This window comes from Ruficoccus amylovorans, from assembly GCF_014230085.1.
Lineage (GTDB): Bacteria > Verrucomicrobiota > Verrucomicrobiia > Opitutales > Cerasicoccaceae > Ruficoccus > Ruficoccus amylovorans.
This window is the reverse complement of sequence record NZ_JACHVB010000034.1, coordinates 29,889-50,067: the sequence shown is the minus strand read 5'-3', so window position 1 is coordinate 50,067 and position 20,179 is coordinate 29,889. Positions and strand designations below refer to the sequence as shown.

At 62.3% G+C, this 20,179-nt stretch carries 11 protein-coding genes; 7 read left to right on the top strand and 4 right to left on the bottom strand.

Annotated elements, in window-relative coordinates; genetic code table 11:
• Positions 1–148 precede the first annotated feature (148 nt).
• The 4 genes from glnD to H5P28_RS10765 all read left to right on the top strand — a co-directional run bounded on the left by glnD (position 149) and on the right by H5P28_RS10765 (position 6,961).
• Entirely contained in the window at positions 149–2,965 is a 2,817-nt protein-coding gene (glnD, locus tag H5P28_RS10780) for a [protein-PII] uridylyltransferase (RefSeq protein WP_185675713.1), read from the top strand.
• 73 nt (positions 2,966–3,038) lie between these two features.
• On the top strand, positions 3,039–4,751 hold the full coding sequence (locus tag H5P28_RS10775) for a GAF domain-containing protein (protein ID WP_185675712.1): 1,713 nt from the start codon (positions 3,039–3,041) through the stop codon (positions 4,749–4,751).
• 123 nt (positions 4,752–4,874) lie between these two features.
• The gene (locus H5P28_RS10770; protein ID WP_185675711.1) at positions 4,875–5,402 is read left to right on the top strand and encodes a hypothetical protein; all 528 of its coding nucleotides are present in this window, start codon (positions 4,875–4,877) and stop codon (positions 5,400–5,402) included.
• Positions 5,403–5,791: 389 nt separating this feature from the next.
• Positions 5,792–6,961: an MFS transporter gene (locus H5P28_RS10765; RefSeq protein ID WP_221773402.1), complete on the top strand. Its 1,170-nt coding sequence runs from the start codon at positions 5,792–5,794 to the stop codon at positions 6,959–6,961.
• 71 nt (positions 6,962–7,032) lie between these two features.
• Here the strand turns inward: H5P28_RS10765 and H5P28_RS10760 are convergent, their stop codons facing one another.
• Positions 7,033–7,821 carry an endonuclease/exonuclease/phosphatase family protein gene (locus tag H5P28_RS10760; protein ID WP_185675709.1) on the bottom strand — a complete coding sequence of 263 codons (789 nt, stop codon included), beginning with the start codon at positions 7,819–7,821 and terminating at the stop codon, positions 7,033–7,035.
• A gap of 52 nt (positions 7,822–7,873) precedes the next feature.
• Positions 7,874–8,863: an aldo/keto reductase gene (locus H5P28_RS10755; protein WP_185675708.1), complete on the bottom strand. Its 990-nt coding sequence runs from the start codon at positions 8,861–8,863 to the stop codon at positions 7,874–7,876.
• Between the two features lie 88 nt (positions 8,864–8,951).
• On the opposite strand from H5P28_RS10755, the gene H5P28_RS10750 reads away from it, so the two are divergent.
• Entirely contained in the window at positions 8,952–9,410 is a 459-nt protein-coding gene (locus H5P28_RS10750) for an acetolactate synthase (protein ID WP_185675707.1), read from the top strand.
• A gap of 138 nt (positions 9,411–9,548) precedes the next feature.
• Here the strand turns inward: H5P28_RS10750 and H5P28_RS10745 are convergent, their stop codons facing one another.
• Positions 9,549–11,879: a hypothetical protein gene (locus H5P28_RS10745; RefSeq protein WP_185675706.1), complete on the bottom strand. Its 2,331-nt coding sequence runs from the start codon at positions 11,877–11,879 to the stop codon at positions 9,549–9,551.
• 170 nt (positions 11,880–12,049) lie between these two features.
• Between H5P28_RS10745 and H5P28_RS10740 the strand changes: the two genes are divergently transcribed.
• Entirely contained in the window at positions 12,050–12,643 is a 594-nt protein-coding gene (locus tag H5P28_RS10740; protein ID WP_185675705.1) for a TetR/AcrR family transcriptional regulator, read from the top strand.
• A gap of 96 nt (positions 12,644–12,739) precedes the next feature.
• A complete protein-coding gene (gene uvrA / locus H5P28_RS10735) occupies positions 12,740–18,250 on the top strand; it encodes an excinuclease ABC subunit UvrA (protein WP_185675704.1) in 5,511 nt (1,836 codons plus the stop codon).
• Between the two features lie 376 nt (positions 18,251–18,626).
• Here the strand turns inward: uvrA and eno are convergent, their stop codons facing one another.
• Positions 18,627–19,937, bottom strand: coding sequence for a phosphopyruvate hydratase (gene eno / locus H5P28_RS10730; RefSeq protein WP_185675703.1), 1,311 nt, complete (start codon positions 19,935–19,937; stop codon positions 18,627–18,629).
• Positions 19,938–20,179 lie beyond the last annotated feature (242 nt).

Genomic DNA, 20,179 nt, shown 5'->3' with positions numbered 1-20,179 from the left:
CGACAACGGTTCTCCTTTGCGCCCGTCAGTTTCGGCACCGCTGGAACTGACGGGCTTTTTTTTTGCAGCGTGAGCGGGCAAGAATTATGCGCCGGGGGTGATTTTCCCCGTTGAAATCGGGCGGTGCATCTGCGTGATTAAGAGGGTTTTGAGCTCCATAACCGAAGACCCGCTGTTCCGCCGCATCCGCCAGCACGCCGAGAAGCGTCTGGTTTTTGGGCCCGGATCAGGCCCTGGGGAGAAGCTGCCGAAGCTCAAGGAATACGCCCGACTCGAACGGGAAATGCTTCAGCGCTACCACCGCAAGGGCGATGCGGGTCTTCGTGTGGCAAAAGCCCGCACGATCATGGTCGATGTGTTGCTGGAAAAGCTCTATCAGCACGCGATCGAGACCTACAAGCTCAAGCACGGCAAGCTGCCCTGCGAAGTCGCCCTGGTCGCCCTCGGGGGTTACGGGCGGGAGGAGTTGAGCCCCTTCAGCGACATTGACCTGATGTTTCTCTTTCCCAAGCGGGTCAAGGAGGTGGCGATCAAGCCGCTTCAGGAGACCCTCACCAACGAGATTCTCTACCCGCTGTGGGACCTGAGCCTGAAAGTCGGCCACTCCACCCGCACAATCAAGGAGGCGCTGGAGGAGGCCAAACTGGAGGACCAGTCGAAAAACGCCCTGCTGGAGGCCCGGCTCATCTGCGGCTCGCAGAAGGTTTTTGACAAATTCACGCACGACTACAACCGGATGCTCGAACACGAGGACCCGACCCCCTACGTGCGATTCCGCTTAAAAGACCAGGCCGAACGCCGCGAGAAGTACGGCGGAACCGTCTTTATGCAGGAGCCCGACATCAAGAACGGCGTCGGCGGCCTGCGCGACTACCAGAACATCCTCTGGATGGCTCGCATCCGGTTGGGGGAAGGCTCGCTCGACGCTCTGGAGCGCCGCCGCTACCTCACCCCGCAGGAGCGCAAGAGCCTGGAAACCTCCTACAGTTTCCTGCTGCGCGTCCGCAACGAGCTTCACTTCGAGAGCACCCGCCCGACGGACCTGCTCAACCTCGAAAAACAGCCCTCCGTGGCCTGGGCGCTCGGCTACCGCCGGGAGGATATTTTCCGCCGGGTGGAGTGGTTCATGCGTGACTACTACTCCCACGCCAACCGCATTTACACCCTCTCGCGCTTGCTGGAGCAGCGGTTGGCCATCACCGGCATGCCCGGCAAGGAGCGCATCACCCTGCGCGACGTGATCCGCTCGCGCCAGACAAGCCTCGAAAAGCGCTTCGACGGCTTCATCCTGCGCGAAGGCGTCCTCGGCCACGAGCATTCCGGCATTTTCGGGGAAGACCCCGACCGGCTGATTCGCGTCTTCCGCTACGCCCAGCAGTACCGGGCGCGCCTCGACATCGAGTTGCAGAGCCTCATCACCAATTCCACTCAACTCATCACGCCGCGCATCACCCACGCCGAGTCCCCCAACCGCACTTTCCGCTCCATCCTGCAGGAGCGCGGACAGGTTTACCCCACGCTCTCGCTCATGCACGAGCTGGGCGTGCTCGGGCGCTTCATCCCCGAGTTTGGCGAGTTGACCTGCCTCGTGCAGCACGAGTTCTATCACCGGTACACGGCGGACATTCACGTGCTCAACACCATCCACGAGCTGGACCAGGTCTTTGAAGGCGTGGGCGAGTTCGTTACGCCGTACCAGGAGGCCATCCGCCAGGCCGAGACTCCGGCCCTGCTCTACCTGATCCTCCTGCTGCACGATCTGGGCAAAAGCGATGGCGTCGAGGACCACTGCGAACGCGGCGTCGCCCTGGCCGCCCCCATCCTCAAGCGCATGGATGTACCCGAAAAATTCCACCCGCTTGTTTTATTTATTATAAAGAATCATCTCGAAATGGCACGATTCTGGCAACGGTTCGACGTAGATGACCCAAGGACGATCCAATCGTTTGCCGAACTGGTGGAAAATGAAGAGGCCCTGCGACACCTCTTCGTGTGCACCTACTGCGACGCGCGAGGGACGGCCAAAGGCCTCTGGAACGAATACAAGGACGCCCTCCACCGCCAGCTCTATCGCGCCAGCTTTGACCTGCTGCACGATGAGGAGGAGGTGGCCCGCAAGACCCGAGAACACATCGAGATGATACACAAAAAACTCATTGCCAGCAGTTTGCCCGACATCCCGGAAGATCAGATTGAAGCGCACTTCAACCTCCTGCCGGAGCGATATTTTCTCCACAACAGCGCTGAAGACATCGAGCTTCACCTGCGCATGATCAACAACCTGCTCGGGCAGATCACCGAGGCCGACTCGGTCGGCTCCCTCGTACCCATGGTTGACTGGAAAGACGACATCGACCAGGGCATGAGCGTGGTCAACGTCGTCACCTGGGACCGGGCTGGCCTGTTTTACAAGCTGGCCGGGGCGCTCACCGTGGCCGGGGTGAACATTCTCAGCACCAAGGCCATCTCCCGTGGTGACCATATCACGATCGACACCTTCTACGTAGTGGACCCCTCCGGCGGGGTCGTCACCAATGCCCATGCCCGAGAAATCTTTGAAAAGGAACTCAACGACGCGCTCCTGACCAACAAAGATCTCATGCCCGGCATCCAGGAAAAGGCCCGCCAGGCCAGCCGTGCCAAGATGTACGAAACGGACTCGCGCCTGCGCGCGCCCATCCCCTCCTCGGTGGACATCTACCACGAGCTTTCCCTGCGCCGCACCATCGTCGAGATCCAGACCAACGACCACGTCGGTCTGCTCTACCAGCTCTCCAAGGCCATCTTCGACCACGGCTTCGACATCACCTTCGCCCGCATTTCGACCGAGCGGACCGCCGCGCTTGACACCTTCTACATCGAGCGCATCGACCACGGCGACAAGGCCGACACCTCCAGCCTGGTCGCCCTGCGCGACACGCTCAACCGCATCATCTCGTGCGAAGACTTCCAGGCCGTGATCTGAGGTGAAGGAGGATGCACAAGCCACAGGGAATTGGCGTTGCGCGGGAGCGATTTCTTCCCATGCTGACCCAGAGTTGAAAACCGCCCAGGAAGACCGTTCCGTGCTCGATTCCCTCTACCGGATCAGCAGTCTCGTCAGCCAGACCGAGGACCCGCGCGAGGCGCTGGAACTCATCATCAAAAACCTGCTGGAAACCCTCGGGGCCACCAGCGCGTCCATCGCGCTCATCAACCCCGACACCAACCGGCTCGAAATCGAAGTTTACCGGGGGCTGCCCAAGTCCTCGGAGGAGATCAAGCTCGCTCTGGGCAGCGGCGTCACCGGCTGGGTCGCCCTGCACGGCGAACCCGTGCTGATCGAGGACGTGCGCTTCGATCCGCGCTACATCACCTTAAAGCAGTCGATCCGCTCCGAGATGGCCGCCCCCATGATCCTGCAAGGGCTGACCGTCGGCGTGGTCAATGTGGACAGCGAGCAGGTCGCCGCCTTTGACGAAAAGGACCTCAAGCTGCTCGTGCTGCTGACCTCCGAGGCCACCAAGGTCGTGGGTCGCCTGTGGCTGATCAACCAGCTCAAGGAAAAAGCCGGGCAGCTTCAGGCCCTCATCAGCGCCGGACAGCAACTGGTGGCCACCCGCGATCAGCCCACACTTTTACAGAGCATCGCCCGCGAGGCCCGCCGCCTGATGGACTGCCGCTACTGCGCGATCATGCTCCTGACCCCGGACGGCAAATCCCTGAAACTCCACGCCCTGGAAGGGCCGGATGGCAGCGTCGAGTATCAAGAGGAACTGGACCTGGAGCAAAGCACGATCGGCGTCGCCCTCAAGCGCAACAAGCAGATAAGTGTCTCCGACCTGGCCCGGACCGAGGAGCACCACTTTGTCCCCTTCGTGCAGAGCGACCAGCTCCGCTCCATGCTGACCACGCCCATCGTCGTGGGGAAGGAAGTCATCGGCGTGCTCAACGCCTACACCGATGTCTCCCACCGCTTCAACAACGACGAGAAACGCCTTTTCACCACGCTGGCCTCGCTCGGCGGCGTGGCCCTGGAAAACTCCCGGCTCTACAGCCGCGTCTTCGCCACCGAGGAGAGCCTCCGCCGCAACGAACGCCTGACCACACTCGGGCTGCTCGCGGCCGAGATCGCCCACGAGATTCGCAACCCGCTGACCGTGATCAAGCTCCTGTTCGAGGCGCTTGACCTGGAGTTCCCCGCGGGCGACCCGCGCCAGCAGGACGTGTCCGTCATCACCGAGAAGATTGTCCAACTGGAGGAAATCGTCAGCCGGGTGCTCAACTTCGGCAAAAGCCGTTCGGAGATGCACTCACCCCACGATCTCAAGAAGCTGGTCGAAGACAGCCTCGTACTGCTGCGCCTCAAGCTGGAGCAATCCAAGGTCCATCTCGCCTACGAGGCCCCGCGAGAGCCGCTCATGGTCGAGGTCCACAAGGGCCAGATCCAGCAGGTCATCCTCAACCTGATTATCAACGCGGTCGAAGCCATGCCCGAGGGCGGAGTCATCTCCGTCATCCTTGGCACTCAGCTTCTGGGCGAACGCACGCTGGCCAGCGTGACGGTCAAGGATGCCGGCGGCGGCGTTCCCGAAAAAATGCGCGGGAAGATTTTCGAGTCCTTCCTCACCGGCAAGTCGCAGGGAACCGGGCTCGGGCTGGCCATCTCACGCCAGATTCTCAAGTCCCACCGTGGCGAACTCGAACTGCTCGAAACCGGCCCCGCCGGCACGACCTTCCGCTTCCTCATCCCGCTGCTGCAAAGTGACTAGAGACGCCTCGGCGGGTCGTTTTTTTACCACAAATGACACGAGATTTTTCTTCAGGGGCAGCCCCTGAGGCCGGTCTTGCCTTTGAGGCACCTTTGCGCCAGCCTGCTGTCAGAAGACATACGCATGCCTGCCATTCTCCGTAAACGCTTTCTGTTTCTCGCCGCCGCTCTTTGGGGCTGCGGGCTGCTGCATGCGCAAATAGATGCAGACGCGCTTGCGCTCAACTCCCGCCCCGCCAGCCGCGAGGAGATCGCCGGTATTTGGGAAATGACCTTCCAGCGCTTTAGCAAACCGGTCGAGAACGACCCCGAAGCCACCGCCCGCTATCAGATTTTCGCCTTTCTCGAAGACGGGGTTTTTAAAAACATCACCGCCACCCGCCGCGTGTCAGACGAGGACCGCGCGCTCTTTCTCGACATCATGCCCGCCAATACCCGCTGGGAAGTCCCCGAGGCGGGGCTGCTCGTCATCCGGCGTTCGGAGCTGGACGCCGACGGCGTGGAAGCCCGGCGCGTGACCCAGGATTTTCAGGACGAGTTGCTTTCCGGCTCGCCCCCGCTCAAGCGCGGCGACCTCGTGCTCATTTACAAGGACAAGCAAGGCATCCCCTACCTGCGCCGCTACCTCCAGCCGATCCATCCGGAGCAGTGACCCCGCGCCCGCTTGCGCGTCGGGATCTGGAAGTTGCCCGCGAAGTCACGCGAAGGGGCGCGAAGGTCATTTTTCAAAGAGGCATTATATAGACAGAGAACAAGTCATCCCTGCCACAAGCAGCGGAGAACAGGCCCTAACAGGAAGTCCGGAAAGCACGTTAAGTAAGCCCGGAAGCGTATGCTCTCTCCCTTGCCCGCTTTCTCGCGAAATCTCCTCGTCTGATCAAAACGGGCAAGAAGTACCAGCAACGCTCCACAAATAACCTTCGCGCCCCTTCGCGTGACTTCGCGGGCAATTTCTTTTTTTCGTCCGCCGCTCACCCGCGGTGAAAACATTCCCAACCGGGATTTGCCTTCCCCCGAAAGCTGGCTTTGATGGGGCGGGATATGCCCTCCGCTTTTCCCAATGCCCGCCTGCTGACCTGGCTCAGCTATGGCGCGATGATGAGCCTGTCTATCGGGATTAATCTGCTGCCGGTCTTTCTCACCACGCTGAGCCGTCTCTATGGCGGTGAGGAAGGGCTCAGCCAGGAACAGCTCGGGCGGTTGGGTGCGTCTGTCTTCGGGGGGCTGGTGATTGGCATCGTCATTACCGGACCACTGGCTGATCGCTTCGGGGCGAAGCCCTTCGCGTTGCTCGGTAACCTGTTCATCGCCGTCAGCCTGGTCGGGATGGCACTGGCACCGAGCTACGCGCTGCTCGGGGTGACGTTCTTTTTCCTCGGGCTGGGCTCGGGTATTCTGGACATGATCCTGAGCCCGATCGTGGCCGCGCTCAACCCGGACAAGCTCGCCTCCTCGATGAACCTGCTCCACTCCTTTTACTGCGTGGGGGCAATCGTGACTGTCATGATCGGCACGCTGGCGCTGGGCTTTGACCTCGGCTGGGCCGGAGCCTGCTACCTGCTCCTTCCGCTGCCGCTGGTGCTGCTGACAGCCTTCAGCCTGCTTCGCTTCCCCTCCCTCATCGCCGAAGGCGGCCGGCGCATGCCCCTGCGCCAGCTTCTGCGGCGGCGCTGGTTCGGGCTGGCTCTTATCGCGATTTTTCTGGGAGGGGCGACGGAGCTGGGCATCGCCCAGTGGCTGCCCGCCTACGCGGAAATTTCCCTCGGCTACTCGACCGAATTCGCCGGGCTGTGCCTGCTGCTGTTTTCGCTGGCCATGTCACTGGGCCGCATGATTATCGGGGCCATCGGCAACCGCGTCACCCCGATCACGCTGATGGTCTGGAGTTGTTCCTCCTCCGTCGTGCTTTTTATCATCGGCTGCTTTTTCCCGGTGCCGTGGGTCGCACTGACCGCCTGTATTCTGGTCGGCTTCACGGGGAGCTGCCTGTGGCCTACGACCCTCGCCATCACTGCCAACCACTACCCCAACGGCGGAGCCAGCATGTTTGCCCTTCTGGCCGCGTTGGGAAACGCGGGCGGGATTTTCATGCCCTGGGTCGTCGGGGCGGTCGCCGACCTTTCCAGCCTGAGCTGGGGTATTTCGGTTTCCCTGTTGGCCCCGCTGCTCATGCTCCCCCTGCTGCGTGCCATGCGCAAGCACCCGACCTGAGCGCGATAGGCCGTTGTGGCTAATGACCCGCAACTTCGCGCTTCTTAGCGTGCCTTCGCGAGCAAACTCCCCTACTCGCCGGGGGCGATCTCGAACTCGACCAGCACGGGCAGATGGTCGGAGAGGTAGGATTTGCGCACCTCCTCGCCGACGACCCGGTACGGCTCCGGCACGAACACGAAGTCAATCGCCTTGCGCGGCCAGTAGGTCGGGAAGGTCTTGGCGTCTGTCGGATAAAGCTGGTAGTCGCCGTGCTCAAGCACGGTCTGGAAAAGGTGATTCACAGCGTCGCCGTCCGGGGAGGAGCCGCTGTTGAAGTCGCCGCAAATGATCGGCGCGACCATCCCGTCGCCCCGGCGCGGGCAAGGCCGCTGTCGCATGTACTGGACGATACGCTCGACCTGCCAGATCCGGCGTTTGCGCGAGCGGAAGTCCAGATGCAGGTTGATCACGGGGATGTGGTGCCCGTCCACGTCCACTTCGGCGTAGATGAACCCCTTCTCACCCAAGGTGGCGCTGCCGAAGGGATTGTTCTCCCAAAAATGCACCGGGTGACGCGAGAGGATGGCATTGCCGTAGGCCAGGGGCTTGCCGCCCTCGCGGCGGTTGTTGACCCCGATCTGGGCGTAGCCGAAACCGCTCTCCTCCTGAATCAGCCGGGCCAGGTTGAGGTTCTTGTTCCAGTGGGAGCGTTCATCGACCTCCTGCAAGGCCACGATGTCCGCGCCGCTGTCGTTGAGCAGTTGCGCGATGCGGGACAGGTTGCGGCGGATGACCCGCTCGGAGTGGAACCCCTGGTAGAGCGAAAGCCCACGCCCGTGCGCGATGTTAAAGGTCAGCAGTTTAAGCGTCTTGGCCACGTTCAAAAGCTAGGTTATCCCCTCGGCGGGCGAACTCAACCTCCGAGCCCGTTTAAGCCGCCAGAATCCGCTCAATAGCGGCGAGTTCCTCGTCCGTGAAGGCCGGGGCCTCCAGCGCGCCGAGGCAATCGTCGATCTGCGCCGGACGACTCGCCCCGATGAGCGCGGACGTGACGACCGGCCGCCGCAACACCCAGGCGATGGCGAACTGAGCCAGACTTTGCCCACGGGCCTGGGCAAGCTCGTTGAGAGCCTGGATTTTGGGAAGCATCTCGCGCACGCGCTCCTCTTTGAGAAAAACACTCGGACCACCCGCCCGCGAATCCCGCGGCACGCCGTCGAGGTAGCGCCCGGTCAGCATCCCCTGCGCCAGCGGGCTGAAAACGATGCAACCGATCCCCTCCTCCTCCAGCACCGGGCATAGCTCGGGCTCGATCCAGCGGTCAAAGAGGCTGTAACGCGGCTGGTGAATCAGGCACGGGACTTTCCACTCGCGCAGGAGGCGGGTCGCCTCGCGGGTCTGCGCGGCACTGTAATTGGAAACGCCCACATAGAGCGCCCGCCCGCTCTGGACGGCAGTGGCCAGCGCACCCATCGTCTCCTCCAGCGGCGTCTCGGGATCAGGGCGGTGGGAGTAAAAGATATCCACATAGTCGAGCCCCATACGCCCAAGGCTCTGGTCGAGGCTGGAGAGCAGGTACTTGCGCGAGCCCCATTCCCCGTAAGGCCCTTCCCACATGTGATAACCGGCCTTGGTCGAGATGACCAGTTCGTCGCGCCAGCGGGACAGATCCCGGCGCAACACCCGCCCGAAGGTCTCCTCCGCCGAGCCCGGCGGCGGCCCGTAATTGTTGGCCAGGTCGAAGTGCGTAATCCCACGGTCAAAGGCGTGCAGGATCATGGCGCGGGCGTTTTCCTCCACATCGACGCCTCCGAAATTATGCCACAGCCCGAGCGAAACCCGGGGTAACTTCAGTCCTGAACGCCCGCAACGGGCGTACGCGGTTTTTTCGTAGCGGTCGGCGGCGGGGACATAGCTCATGGCACGAGACTGGCTGTAAAAACCCCGGCGGCGCAAGGCCGTTTTTTTTACCTGTCATTTTACGCAAACTACGCTAGATTAACCACTCATGGCGGCGAAGACGATTCAGAACCCCGGCAGCGAGGCCGTACGGCAATTTTCCATATTCGCGGACAACAAGGTGGGCCGCCTCAACGACATCATCATGATGCTCGCCTCGCACGACGTGCACATCATGTCCGTCACCTCCGTCGATACGACCGACAACGTTATCATCCGGCTCATCGTCGATTACTGGGAGCAGGCCCGCGATTTCTTCCACGAGCAGGGCTTCGCCTTTTCGCTCAACGAAGTAATCGTGGCCGAGATCAACACCGAGCAAGACCTGAAAAAAGTCACCTGCGCCCTCGTCCAGGCCGAGATCAACATCCACTACGCCTACCCGATGCTGACCCGCCCCGGTGGCAAGAGCGGGCTGGTCATGCGCCTGGAAGACAATGAGCTGGCCGCCGACGTGCTCAACCGCAATGGCATCCGCGTCCTCAACCACACCGACATCGCCCGCTGAGGGAGGGGACCAACCGGCAACGGTCCGCGCTTTTTTCCTCAGCACAAAAGTTCTTATCGCGCCGGTAAAATACATTGCCAAAACAACCCGTGTCGCCACTTCGCGGCGCAACGGTTGCAAATCTAGAGCATGTTCGCTTTACTCCGCGGTGTCTGGAGCGGTTGCGGCTTCGGCGGCGGCATCCTTCTCGGCGGCGGTCGGCGCTTCCTCGACCGTCTCCGCCACCGGTGGCGGCGGGGAAACCTCAGCTTCCTTGTCCGTCCACAGGATGCGGCCCAGCCAGATCGCGCAATAGATAGCCAGCCCGATGAAAATCGGGAAAAAGATCCAGCGCCAGAGGCCACCGCGTTTCTCGGCATAGGTGGGATAGATCCGCTCTGAACCCTTGGAGAAACGCCCCACATGCATGAGTTGTCGGGCGACATTCAGCGTGATCCGCATACGGCCATTAATAGCCCAGCCGCAGGCTTCCAGAATCATCCCGATGTCGCGGGCCCGGAGCTTGAAAAAGCCGGTGACCAATGCCGGTACCAGGATGAAAAGCAGGATGATCCCGATGGTATAAAAAATCGAAGCCGCACTGATCTTCTGCATCGACTGGGCGATAAAGGCAAAGGACGAGGTCAACGCCGCCAGCGCGACACCCCCTCCGGCCAGCATTCCGCCGACACCGACCCCGCCTGAGGGAGCCGCCGCCGGGGTCGCCGCCGGTTTCTCCCCGATCTTTTGCCCGGCGTTCTGGATGCCGGTCGTCAAGCTGCTTTCGATCGCTTTCTCCCGCGCCGAGGTCAGCTTGTCCACCTGGGAACTAACCAGCGCGGCCAGCTTCTTGAACGGGGCCAACGCGGCCTCGCGCAGGCTGACCGGATTCTCCACCGTCTTGACCACTTTGGCATCCCAGTCGCGCCCGTAGCGGTCGTAAAAGACCGCGTTCTTGCCCACGGTGATTCGCCCGACCCCCCGTTGCGTGACGGCGGCGGCGATGATTCTTTTGGCCGCTACGTCTTTACGGGAAAGTTCGCAGTAAGCCAGGAAAATGCCCGACTTGGCCGCAATGAGCGAGTGCCGGTTGATGTCGTCCACATCCACGCACAGGCTGAGTGAGCAGCCGTCGATAATGAGCTTACCCATCTGAAAAACCGCCCGCCGGTCGGTATCGTAAAATTCGGGCAGCGCAACGTAGTTGTTGAGCAGGCGGAACAAATCCCGATGGTAGCGCAGGATTTTCTCCACCTCGTCCACGGACAGGATTTCCTCCGCGATGGCTTCGTCGAGCTTGATCAGCACTTCGAGCGCCGAACGCTTGTTGTCGCGCAGGAGTTCGGCGATCCGCGACAGGCCGAGCTTTTCGACATCGGCTCCCGCCTTGGCCGCAATCCAGGCGCGATAGGCCGCAAAGCTCGCCCGCAGCTTGTCCCACTCCTGCCGAGTCAGACTCTGCTTGCCCTCCCCGAGCACCGGAGCGACGGCGGACTCGCTCAGCGCGGCCAGTGCGGAGGCGTAGTACGGGTTCACCCCCTCCGAGAGCGGCAGCGGCCGGTCGGCCTGCACACGGGCCAGAGGGAGATCGCGGAGCACCTCCTGGACTTCGGACTTGGTGCGGCCCCCGAGCTGGGAGAGGTCACGCTCCGAGAAGTTAAAGAAGCTCACCGCCTGCGCGTCGAAAGCGGCCATTTCGCAGTTTTCAAAGAAGTCTTCCACCTTGGCGGCAATCGCCTCGACGGCGGCGGAAGCGGCTGCCGTCTGTTCACCCAGCGGGAAAATGGCCGGGTCGAGCGCGGACAGGTCGGCCTGCGGTTCACCCTCGGGCACGAGGAGGTTACGCGCCTCCGGGTGCCCGGCGGACCACCAGTCGATGTAGGCCTGCAAGGAGGTGTAAAAGTTGGTTACGCCCTCGGCGGTAACGCCGGGCGCGCCGCTGCGATCAGTCGCCCCGCCGACCGTGTCCAGAATGTCCTGGATAATCTGGCCCACTGCCGGGCCGTCCGCCGCGGTCACAGGGATGACACCGTCGCCGTTACTCTTGGCGACCGCGAAGATGCCCTTCCGGTCGAGCGCGTCAGCCAGGGAAATGCGCGTGTCCTCGTGACGGTCGAGATTGCGCAGGATGCGCTTGACCGACTCGTGAAGCCGAGCGCCAATATCGGTATCGGTCGCGATCTGCTCCAGGGCGAGCCAATCGCGTCCCTCCGGCAGAGTCGAAATATCCTTGAGCGCGCTCAGGGTCCAGTTGATGGCGGCCATCACTTCCGGCACGCGGATGCGTCCGTCGCCGTCGGTATCCATCAGGCCGAGCGTCTTCTCGTCCATGTCCAGCCCGGTGGTCGGACAACTGGAGGCAACCCAAAGCGTCTGGTCCAGACCGGCCAGGGCCTTGAGATCATCAGCCGACGACAGGTACAACTGGTTAAAACCGCCAGCGCGGAAATAGCGAACAGCCGGTGTCACACCGGGGGAAACTTTTGACAAATCTTCAGTCACGTTCAGTTACACTAGATACGCCCCCGGTGGGGGCTGACAAGGATTTATCCAAACCGACCGGCAAGATTCACTGTTCGGTATGTTTTTTGTGTTACGTCGGTTTTCGTCCCGCAGTTGCGTTTGACAGGGTCGGAAGCGCCCCCTTATATGAAGATTCCATGAAGCGAAACCGCGCCCATACCGAAGAACGCATTGCACAGGCTGCGGTGGACCTGATCCTTCAGGGCGGTTTCCACGAATTGGGGATTAACCATGTCGCCGCCCGTTCCGGCGTGGACAAGGTACTCATTTACCGCTACTTCAAGGGCCTTGACGGCCTCATGGAACACATCGCCGCCAACACGGACTTCTTTCCGCCTGCGGCCACCCTCTTCCCCGAAGAGGCAACCGGCGACCTCAGCGACTTCGTCAACAACTACCGCAAAGCCCTCCAGTCACGCCCACTGACGCGCGTGCTCCTGGCCTGGCGCACCACCGCTGACAACCCGCTCACCCGCGCCGTCAGCGAGCATCGCCAGCACTTCTGGCGCGAGGTTGAGGACTTCGCCCACCCGGCGGGCGAGGCCGACCGCGCCTTCCTCGGCTGCCTGCGCCCCGTGCTGGAGGACAGTGTCCCCGAGTCCGACGTATTCGTCGCCCTGGCCCATTTCTCCTACGCCCCCGCGGTCCCCGCCGAAGCCCGCTCCCGCGCCCGCGAACAAGCCACCGCCACCGCAACCCCCGAAGAGGAGCTTCCGACCAACCTGCTGTAGAGGCTTTCAGCCGCAACCGGGACAGCGGCGAAAACAAGTGCATCCTGTCGCTTGCATTTCCCGCAAAGGTGCACATATGTTTATCGCTTTAAACTCATGGGTACTTTCGACTCCATCCGCCTGCGCGGCGTCCGTCAGAACAATTTAAAGGGTTTCGACCTCGACCTGCCGCTGGGCAAGCTCATCTGCGTCACCGGGCTGAGCGGGACCGGCAAGTCCTCCCTCGTCTTCGAGACGCTCCACGCCGAGGGCCAGCGCCGCTATGTCGAGACCTTCTCGCCCTACACCCGGCAGTTCCTCGAAATGCTCGACCGCCCCGAGGTGGACGCCATCGAGAACATCCGCCCCTCCATCGCCATCGAGCAGAGCAACACGGTCAAAACTTCCCGCTCGACCGTCGGCACCATGACCGAGCTGTGCGACTACTTCAAGGTCTGGTTCTGCCACGTCAGCCAACTCCATGACCCCGACACCGGCGAGATCATCGAGGACGACAATCCTGCCTCCATCTGGAAAAAAGCCCTCGTCGCCTGGCCCGGCCAGGAAGTCCTCTTAACCTTTAAAATCGACAAGCCGGAAAAACTCGTCTGGCCCGACATCCTCGGCCCGGTCTCCGCCCAGGGCTACACCCGCCTCATCGCGGGGGGCGGAGTTACCCGTATCGAAAATTTCGATACAAATTTTACCGACCAAAGCGTCCACGTCGTGGCCGACAAGCTCAAGCTCGCCGACGCATCCCGCGCGCGCTTCCTCGAAGCCGCCGCGCAGGCGCTCCATTTCGGGCAGGGCGAGTTGTTCCTGTTTTCCGCCAAAGGCTCACAAGCCGCCGAGCTGGGGCACTTTTCCGAGGGCCTGCACTCCCCCGCCACCGGCAAGCGCTACCGCCCCGCCCGCGCCGGGCTTTTCTCCTTCAATTCCCCCATCGGCGCCTGCCCCAAGTGCCGGGGCTTCGGGCGCGTGATCGAGATAGACTACCGCCTTGTCATCCCCGACACCACGCTCTCCATCGAGGACGGCGCCATCCGCGCCTTTCAGGGGCAGGTTTACAGCGAGAGCCTGCGCGACCTCGTCGCCCGCGCGAAAAAGAAAGGCGTCCCCACCAACCTCCCGTGGGCCGACATGTCCGAGACCGACCGCCAATGGGTCATGGAGGGCGAGCCCGACTACGAGTGGGACGGGGCCGGAAGCTCGCGCAAGTGGTACGGCGTAAAGCGTTTTTTCGACTGGCTCGAAAGCACCACCTACAAGATGCATGTGCGGGTGTTTCTCTCAAAATTCCGCTCCTACACGACCTGTCCGGAGTGCCACGGCTCGCGGCTCGTCCCCGAGGCCATGAACTGGAAGTGGCACGGCCATACCCTGCCCGAGCTTTACCAGATCCCCGTCTCCGATCTGCTGGAGCGGATCGAGCAACATGCGCCGGTCCGGAAAAAATCCAGCGGTAACGGCCGCGCCCACCAGTCCGAGCTGGCACACGAGGCCATCCTCACCCGCCTGCGCTACCTGAACGAAGTCGGTCTGGGCTACCTCACGCTCGACCGCGCCAGCCGCACGCTCTCCGGCGGTGAGGTTGAGCGCGTCAACCTCACCACCTGCCTCGGCACCGCGCTGGTGGACACGCTCTTCGTCCTCGACGAGCCCTCCGTCGGCCTGCACTCGCGCGACATCGACCGGCTCGTCTCCATCCTGCGCCGCCTGACCGACGCGGGAAACACCGTCGTCGTGGTCGAGCATGACGAGGCCGTCATGCGCGCCGCCGACCAGTTAATCGAGCTCGGCCCCGAACCAGGTTCCGGCGGCGGTCAAATTGTCTTCCAAGGGACGCCCGCGCAGATTTACAAAGACAAAAAAAGTCTCACCGGAGGCTACCTGTCCGGGCGCCTGTGTATTGATCCTCCCACTACACTCCGCTCCGTCAAAGACGCGCCCCGGCTTTCATTCAAGGCCGCCCGCAAGCACAACCTGCGCGGCCTCGATGTGGAGATCCCGCTCGGGCGTTTCGTCGCCTTGAGCGGCGTCAGCGGCTCGGGCAAGTCCACCCTCTTGAACAACGTCATCCATCAGGGCCTGCTCGCCAAGCGCGGCAAGATGGCCGACGACCCGGCGGAAATCACCGCTATCGCCGGAGACGAATCCCTGAGCGACATCGTGCTGGTGGACCAGTCGCCGGTCAGCAAGACACCGCGCTCGAACGCTGCCCTCTACTGCGAAGCCTGGGACGACATCCGCCAGCAGTTCGCCCGCACCGAGACCGCGCAGGCCGCCGGGCTGACCGCCTCCCATTTCTCCTTCAACAGCGGCCAGGGGCGATGCGAGCATTGCCAGGGCCTCGGCTACGAGCGCATCGAGATGCAGTTCCTGGCCGATGTTTTCGTCCCCTGCCCGGTCTGCGAAGGCAAACGTTTCAAGCCCGAAGTTCTCGCCATCCGCTGGAACGGAAAGAGCGTCTCCGACGTGCTCGCGCTCGATGTCAACGAGGCGATCACTTTCTTCGCCGAGCGGGCGCGCATCGTCAGTCGACTGCGCTCACTGGCCGATGTGGGACTGGGCTACCTCACACTCGGCCAGCCGCTCAACACCCTCTCCGGCGGCGAGTGCCAGCGGCTCAAGCTGGTCAAATACCTCGCCCGCGCCGGGGAGGAAAACGCGCTCCTGCTGCTCGACGAGCCGACCACCGGCCTGCACCGCGACGACGTGAAACGCCTTATTACCGTTCTTCAAAAACTGGTCGATGCCGGGCATAGCCTTGTCGTGATCGAGCACCAGCTCGACATGCTCCGCTGTGCCGACTGGTTGATCGAGCTCGGCCCTGAGGCCGGTTCCGGCGGCGGGCAGGTCATTTTCCAGGGAACCCCAGCACAGATGCTAAAAGCATCCACCACCACTAGCCCCTTCCTCAAAGAGCTGTGTAGTGGAAAAATAAATACAAGGCCAAAGTCCAAAGCAGCTTCCGGTAAAACAAAATCCCGTGCCAAAAAATCCGGCCCGGCCAGCGGCCAGCTACGCATCCTCGGCGCGCGCGAGCACAACCTGCGCAACCTTGACCTGTCCATCCCGCAGCACGCCTTCAACGTCGTGACCGGTGTCAGCGGATCGGGCAAGTCCTCGCTCGCCTTTGACATCGTGTTCGCCGAGGGGCAGCGGCGCTTCATGGAGTCGATGTCGGCCTACGCCCGGCAATTCGTGGAGCAACTCCAGCGCCCTGACATTGACGACCTGAGTGGCGTCCAGCCGACCGTGGCCATCGAGCAGCGCGTGACTCGCGGCAGCCGCAAGTCCACCGTCGCCACTATCACCGAAGTCGCACAGTACCTGCGCCTGCTCACCGCCAAGGTCGGCGTGCAGCACAGCCCCGTCACCGGCGAGCCGCTTGTGGCCATGTCACGCCCGGCCCTGCGCAAAAAGTTCCGCGAAACGCTTTCCTCCAGACAGGCAGCGAATGGTCGCGCCCTTTACTTGTGCGCCCCGGTCGTCCGCGCCCGCAAGGGGCACCACGAGCCGCTGGCCAACTGGGCCCGCGACCACGGTTTTACCCTCATGCGCTGCGACGGCGAGCTGGTCGAACTGGACAAATTCCAAAAACTCGACCGCTACCGCGAGCACGACATCGAACTGGTCTGGGAACTGGACCCGGCAAACGAGGAAGCCGCCGCCAAGCTTCTGGGCGAGGCGCTCAAGCACGGCAAAGGCGCCTGCTTCATCCTCAGCACACGCGACGGTATTTTGTCATGGTTTTCCACGACAAGGACCGACCCCGCCACGGGCGAGGCCTACCCGGAGTTGGACCCGAAGCATTTTTCCTGGAACTCGGCCAAGGGCTGGTGCCCGGCCTGCCACGGCTACGGGCGTATTTTTTCCTGGATGCACGACCATGAAGATTTCCAGGAAGTGCCGGAGGATGCCGACGACGGCGAGCCTTGCCCGACCTGCGAAGGCACACGCCTGAACCCGGTCAGCCGTTCCGTGCTGATCGACACAGCCTCCGGCAAACTCTCCCTGCCGCAACTGCTCGCCCTTCCCCCGCAGCGCCTGCTGGAAACTCTCCGCACGCTCCGGCTCGACACCCGCGGCAAGCGTATCGCCCGCGAGATCGTGCCCGAGGTCGAGGAGCGGTTGAAGTTCATGGACCGCGTGGGGCTGGGCTATCTCTGCCTCGACCGTGCGACGAACACTCTCTCCGGCGGCGAAGCCCAGCGCATCCGCCTCGCCGCTCAGCTCGGCTCCAATCTTTCCGGCGTGCTCTACGTGCTGGACGAACCGTCCATCGGCCTGCACGCCCGCGACAACGACGAGTTGATCCGCTCCCTTCTGACCCTCCGGGACAAGGGTAACACCCTGCTCGTAGTCGAGCACGACGACGACACCATGCGCGCCGCCGACAACATCATCGACCTCGGCCCCGGCGCGGGCATCCACGGTGGCCGCCTGCTGGCCGAGGGGCCTTATGACAAAATAATTAAAAACCCGGACTCACTCACCGGGCAATACTTGAAGGACGGCATCGCCCACCCGCTGCGCGGCGCTTACCGGGCGTTGCCGAAGAAGTGGACGCCCCGGTCCAAGACGGCGGACTGGCTTGTCCTGCGCAAGCCCGCCCTGCGCAACCTCAAGGGCGAGGACCTTCGCCTGCCACTGGCCCGGCTCATCATGGTCTGCGGTATCTCCGGCGCGGGCAAATCCACCCTCATGCGCGGCCTGCTCAAGCCCGCTGTCGAAATCGCCATTGCCAAAAAATCCGCCCGCCTCACCGGCGCGGACCTTGCGCTGCCCTGCCAGGACCTTGTCAACGGCAACGCCTTCCGAGCCGTCATCGAAGTGGATCAGGAACCCATCGGCAAAACCCCGCGCTCGACTCCGGCCACCTACATCGGGGCTTTCGACATCATCCGGCAGTTTTTCGCCTCGCTGCCAGAGGCTAAAATCCACGGCTACACCGCGGGACATTTTTCCTTCAACACCAAGGGCGGGCGCTGCGAAACCTGCCAGGGCGCGGGCCGGATCAAGCTGGAGATGAGTTTCCTGCCCGACCAGTACGTGCCCTGCGAGGATTGCCACGGCACCCGCTACGGCCCCGAACTGGCCGACATCCGCTGGAACGGTAAAACCATCGCCGACGTGCTCGCCATGAGCTTCGAGGAGGCGGCGGAGTTTTTCAGCTTCCACAGCCGCCTTTCCGACATGCTCGGGCTGATGGTCGAGACCGGGCTGGGCTACCTCACACTCGGCCAGAGCAGCCCGACGCTTTCCGGCGGCGAGGCCCAGCGCCTGAAGCTCGTGAGCGAGCTTTCGACCGGCCTGCCCTCGTTCAAGGAAAAGTCGCGCGGCCTGCTCCGGCGCAATCTCTACCTGCTGGAAGAGCCGACCATCGGCCTGCACATGAGCGACTGCGAGCGACTGATAGAACTGCTGCACCGGCTGGTTGAGCAGGGCCACACCGTGGCCGTGATCGAGCACAACCTCGACCTCATCGCCGAGGCCGACTACGTGGTCGAGGTCGGCCCCGAAGGCGGCGAATCGGGCGGGCACATCCTGTATCAAGGCGCACTCCCCGGCCTGCTCAAAACCAAGTCCAGCCCTACTGCCCCCTATCTCAAAGAGAAACTGTAAGCCAGCTAACCGGGAAGGCTTCGCGGAGCCTGCCCTGGAATCCGCACGTTTCTTATTTTCTCAAAAAGAGACTCACACGGAGGCACAAAGGCACGGAGACAGGGATGGAGAAATAGCTAAATGGTTAAACTGGCTAATTGTTATTTTCTACGTCCAGCATCCAACACGGTGACTACAAGATCTCGTAAAGCAAACTAACGGCCAAGCGCACAGAGCGCCTTGAAGCAGGAAAGTCTCTGTGTGCTCTGTGACCAGCTTAACCCCCTCTCCCTTATTCTGTCGCATTGGATCATCAAAGACAAAAAGCCCGGCCGAAAGCGGCCGGGCTTGAAAAGATGCACGCTTGGTTGCGCGCGGACACTCGGGACCGAAAAGCTTAAAGCTTTCCGCCGTAGATGGCGTCCTCGCCGAGCAGTTCTTCGATGCGCAGGAGCTGGTTGTACTTGGCCACGCGGTCGGAGCGGCTGAGCGAACCGGTCTTGATCTGGCCGGCGTTGGTTGCCACGGCGATGTCGGCGATCGTGCTGTCTTCGGTTTCACCCGAGCGGTGCGAGATGACCGAGGTGTAGCCGGCTTCCTTCGCCATTTCGATGGCGTCGAAGGTTTCGGTCAGCGAGCCGATCTGGTTGACCTTGACGAGGATCGAGTTGGCGGTGCCGGTGTCGATGCCCTTCTTGAGGAACTGCGTGTTCGTCACGAAGAGGTCGTCGCCCACGAGCTGGGTCTTGTCGCCGATGGCGTCGGTCAGCTTCTTCCAACCGGCCCAGTCGTTTTCGTCACAGCCGTCTTCGATGGAGCGGATCGGGTACTTCTTCTGGAGGTCGGCGTAGAAGGCGACCATTTCCTCGGCGGTGAGTTCGTCACCCGAGGACTTTTTGAAGACGTACTTTTTCTTCTTCTTGTCGTAGAATTCGCTGGAGGCCACGTCGAGAGCGAAGACGATGTCCTTGCCGAGCTTGTAGCCGGCGTCCTTGATGGCCTTGGAGATCGCATCGAGGGCGTCGGTGGTGCTGTTGAGGTTCGGGGCGAAGCCGCCTTCGTCACCGACAGCGGTGGAAAGGCCCTTGGCCTTGAGCACCTTCTTGAGCGCATGGAAGACCTCGGCGCCCATGCGGAGGGCTTCACGGAAGGTCGGGGCGCCGATCGGCATGATCATAAATTCCTGGAAGTCGATCGGAGCGTCGGAGTGTGCGCCGCCGTTCATGATGTTCATCATGGGGACGGGGAGGACCTTGGCGTTGGGGCCGCCGAGGTACTTGAACAGCGGCAGTCCGAGGGAGGCGGCGGCGGCATGCGCGGCAGCCATGGAGACGCCGAGGATGGCGTTCGCGCCGAGGTTCTTCTTGTTGGCGGTGCCGTCGAGGGCGAGCATGGCCTTGTCCACGCCGACCTGGTCACAGGCGTCCATGCCGATCAGTTCCGGGCAAATGATTTCGTTGACATTGCGGACGGCCTTGAGGACGCCCTTGCCGAGGTAACGGCCCTTGTTGTCGAAGCCCTTGGGGAATTCCTTGGCGGCGACGGTGCCGTCGCGCAGTTCCCAGGCTTCGTGCTCACCGGTGGAGGCACCGGAGGGGACGGCGGCGCGGCCGAGGGCCCCGCTCTCGAGTTCGACGTCCACCTCAACGGTGGGATTGCCGCGTGAGTCCAAAATTTCGCGTGCGCGTATATCGACGATGGTTGTCATAGCGAGTCATGGACTATCCTGAGAGGGCCTGCTGTCAACGGTTAATGGATTTGCTGTCATAATTAAAGCTAACGACAAAGACCCCATTAACTACGCTTATCGGCGTGATGATTATCGTCTGTCATCCCACCGCTCTGCGCTTGAGCGCTTGCTTTCCGGGAGCCGGAAAGGAGCCCCCCTCAGCGCGATTAGCGGGAGCATCACGCCCCATTAAGGCTCCGTGCTTTGCGCTTGCCAAAAGG

Coding starts and splice junctions, on each gene's coding strand:
- uvrA (WP_185675704.1), top strand. CDS start 12,740: ATGGGTACTTTCGACTCCATCCGCCTGCGCGGCGTCCGTCAGAACAAT.
- H5P28_RS10750 (WP_185675707.1), top strand. CDS start 8,952: ATGGCGGCGAAGACGATTCAGAACCCCGGCAGCGAGGCCGTACGGCAA.
- eno (WP_185675703.1), bottom strand. CDS start 19,937: ATGACAACCATCGTCGATATACGCGCACGCGAAATTTTGGACTCACGC.
- H5P28_RS10740 (WP_185675705.1), top strand. CDS start 12,050: ATGAAGCGAAACCGCGCCCATACCGAAGAACGCATTGCACAGGCTGCG.
- H5P28_RS10765 (WP_221773402.1), top strand. CDS start 5,792: ATGCCCTCCGCTTTTCCCAATGCCCGCCTGCTGACCTGGCTCAGCTAT.
- H5P28_RS10755 (WP_185675708.1), bottom strand. CDS start 8,863: ATGAGCTATGTCCCCGCCGCCGACCGCTACGAAAAAACCGCGTACGCC.
- H5P28_RS10770 (WP_185675711.1), top strand. CDS start 4,875: ATGCCTGCCATTCTCCGTAAACGCTTTCTGTTTCTCGCCGCCGCTCTT.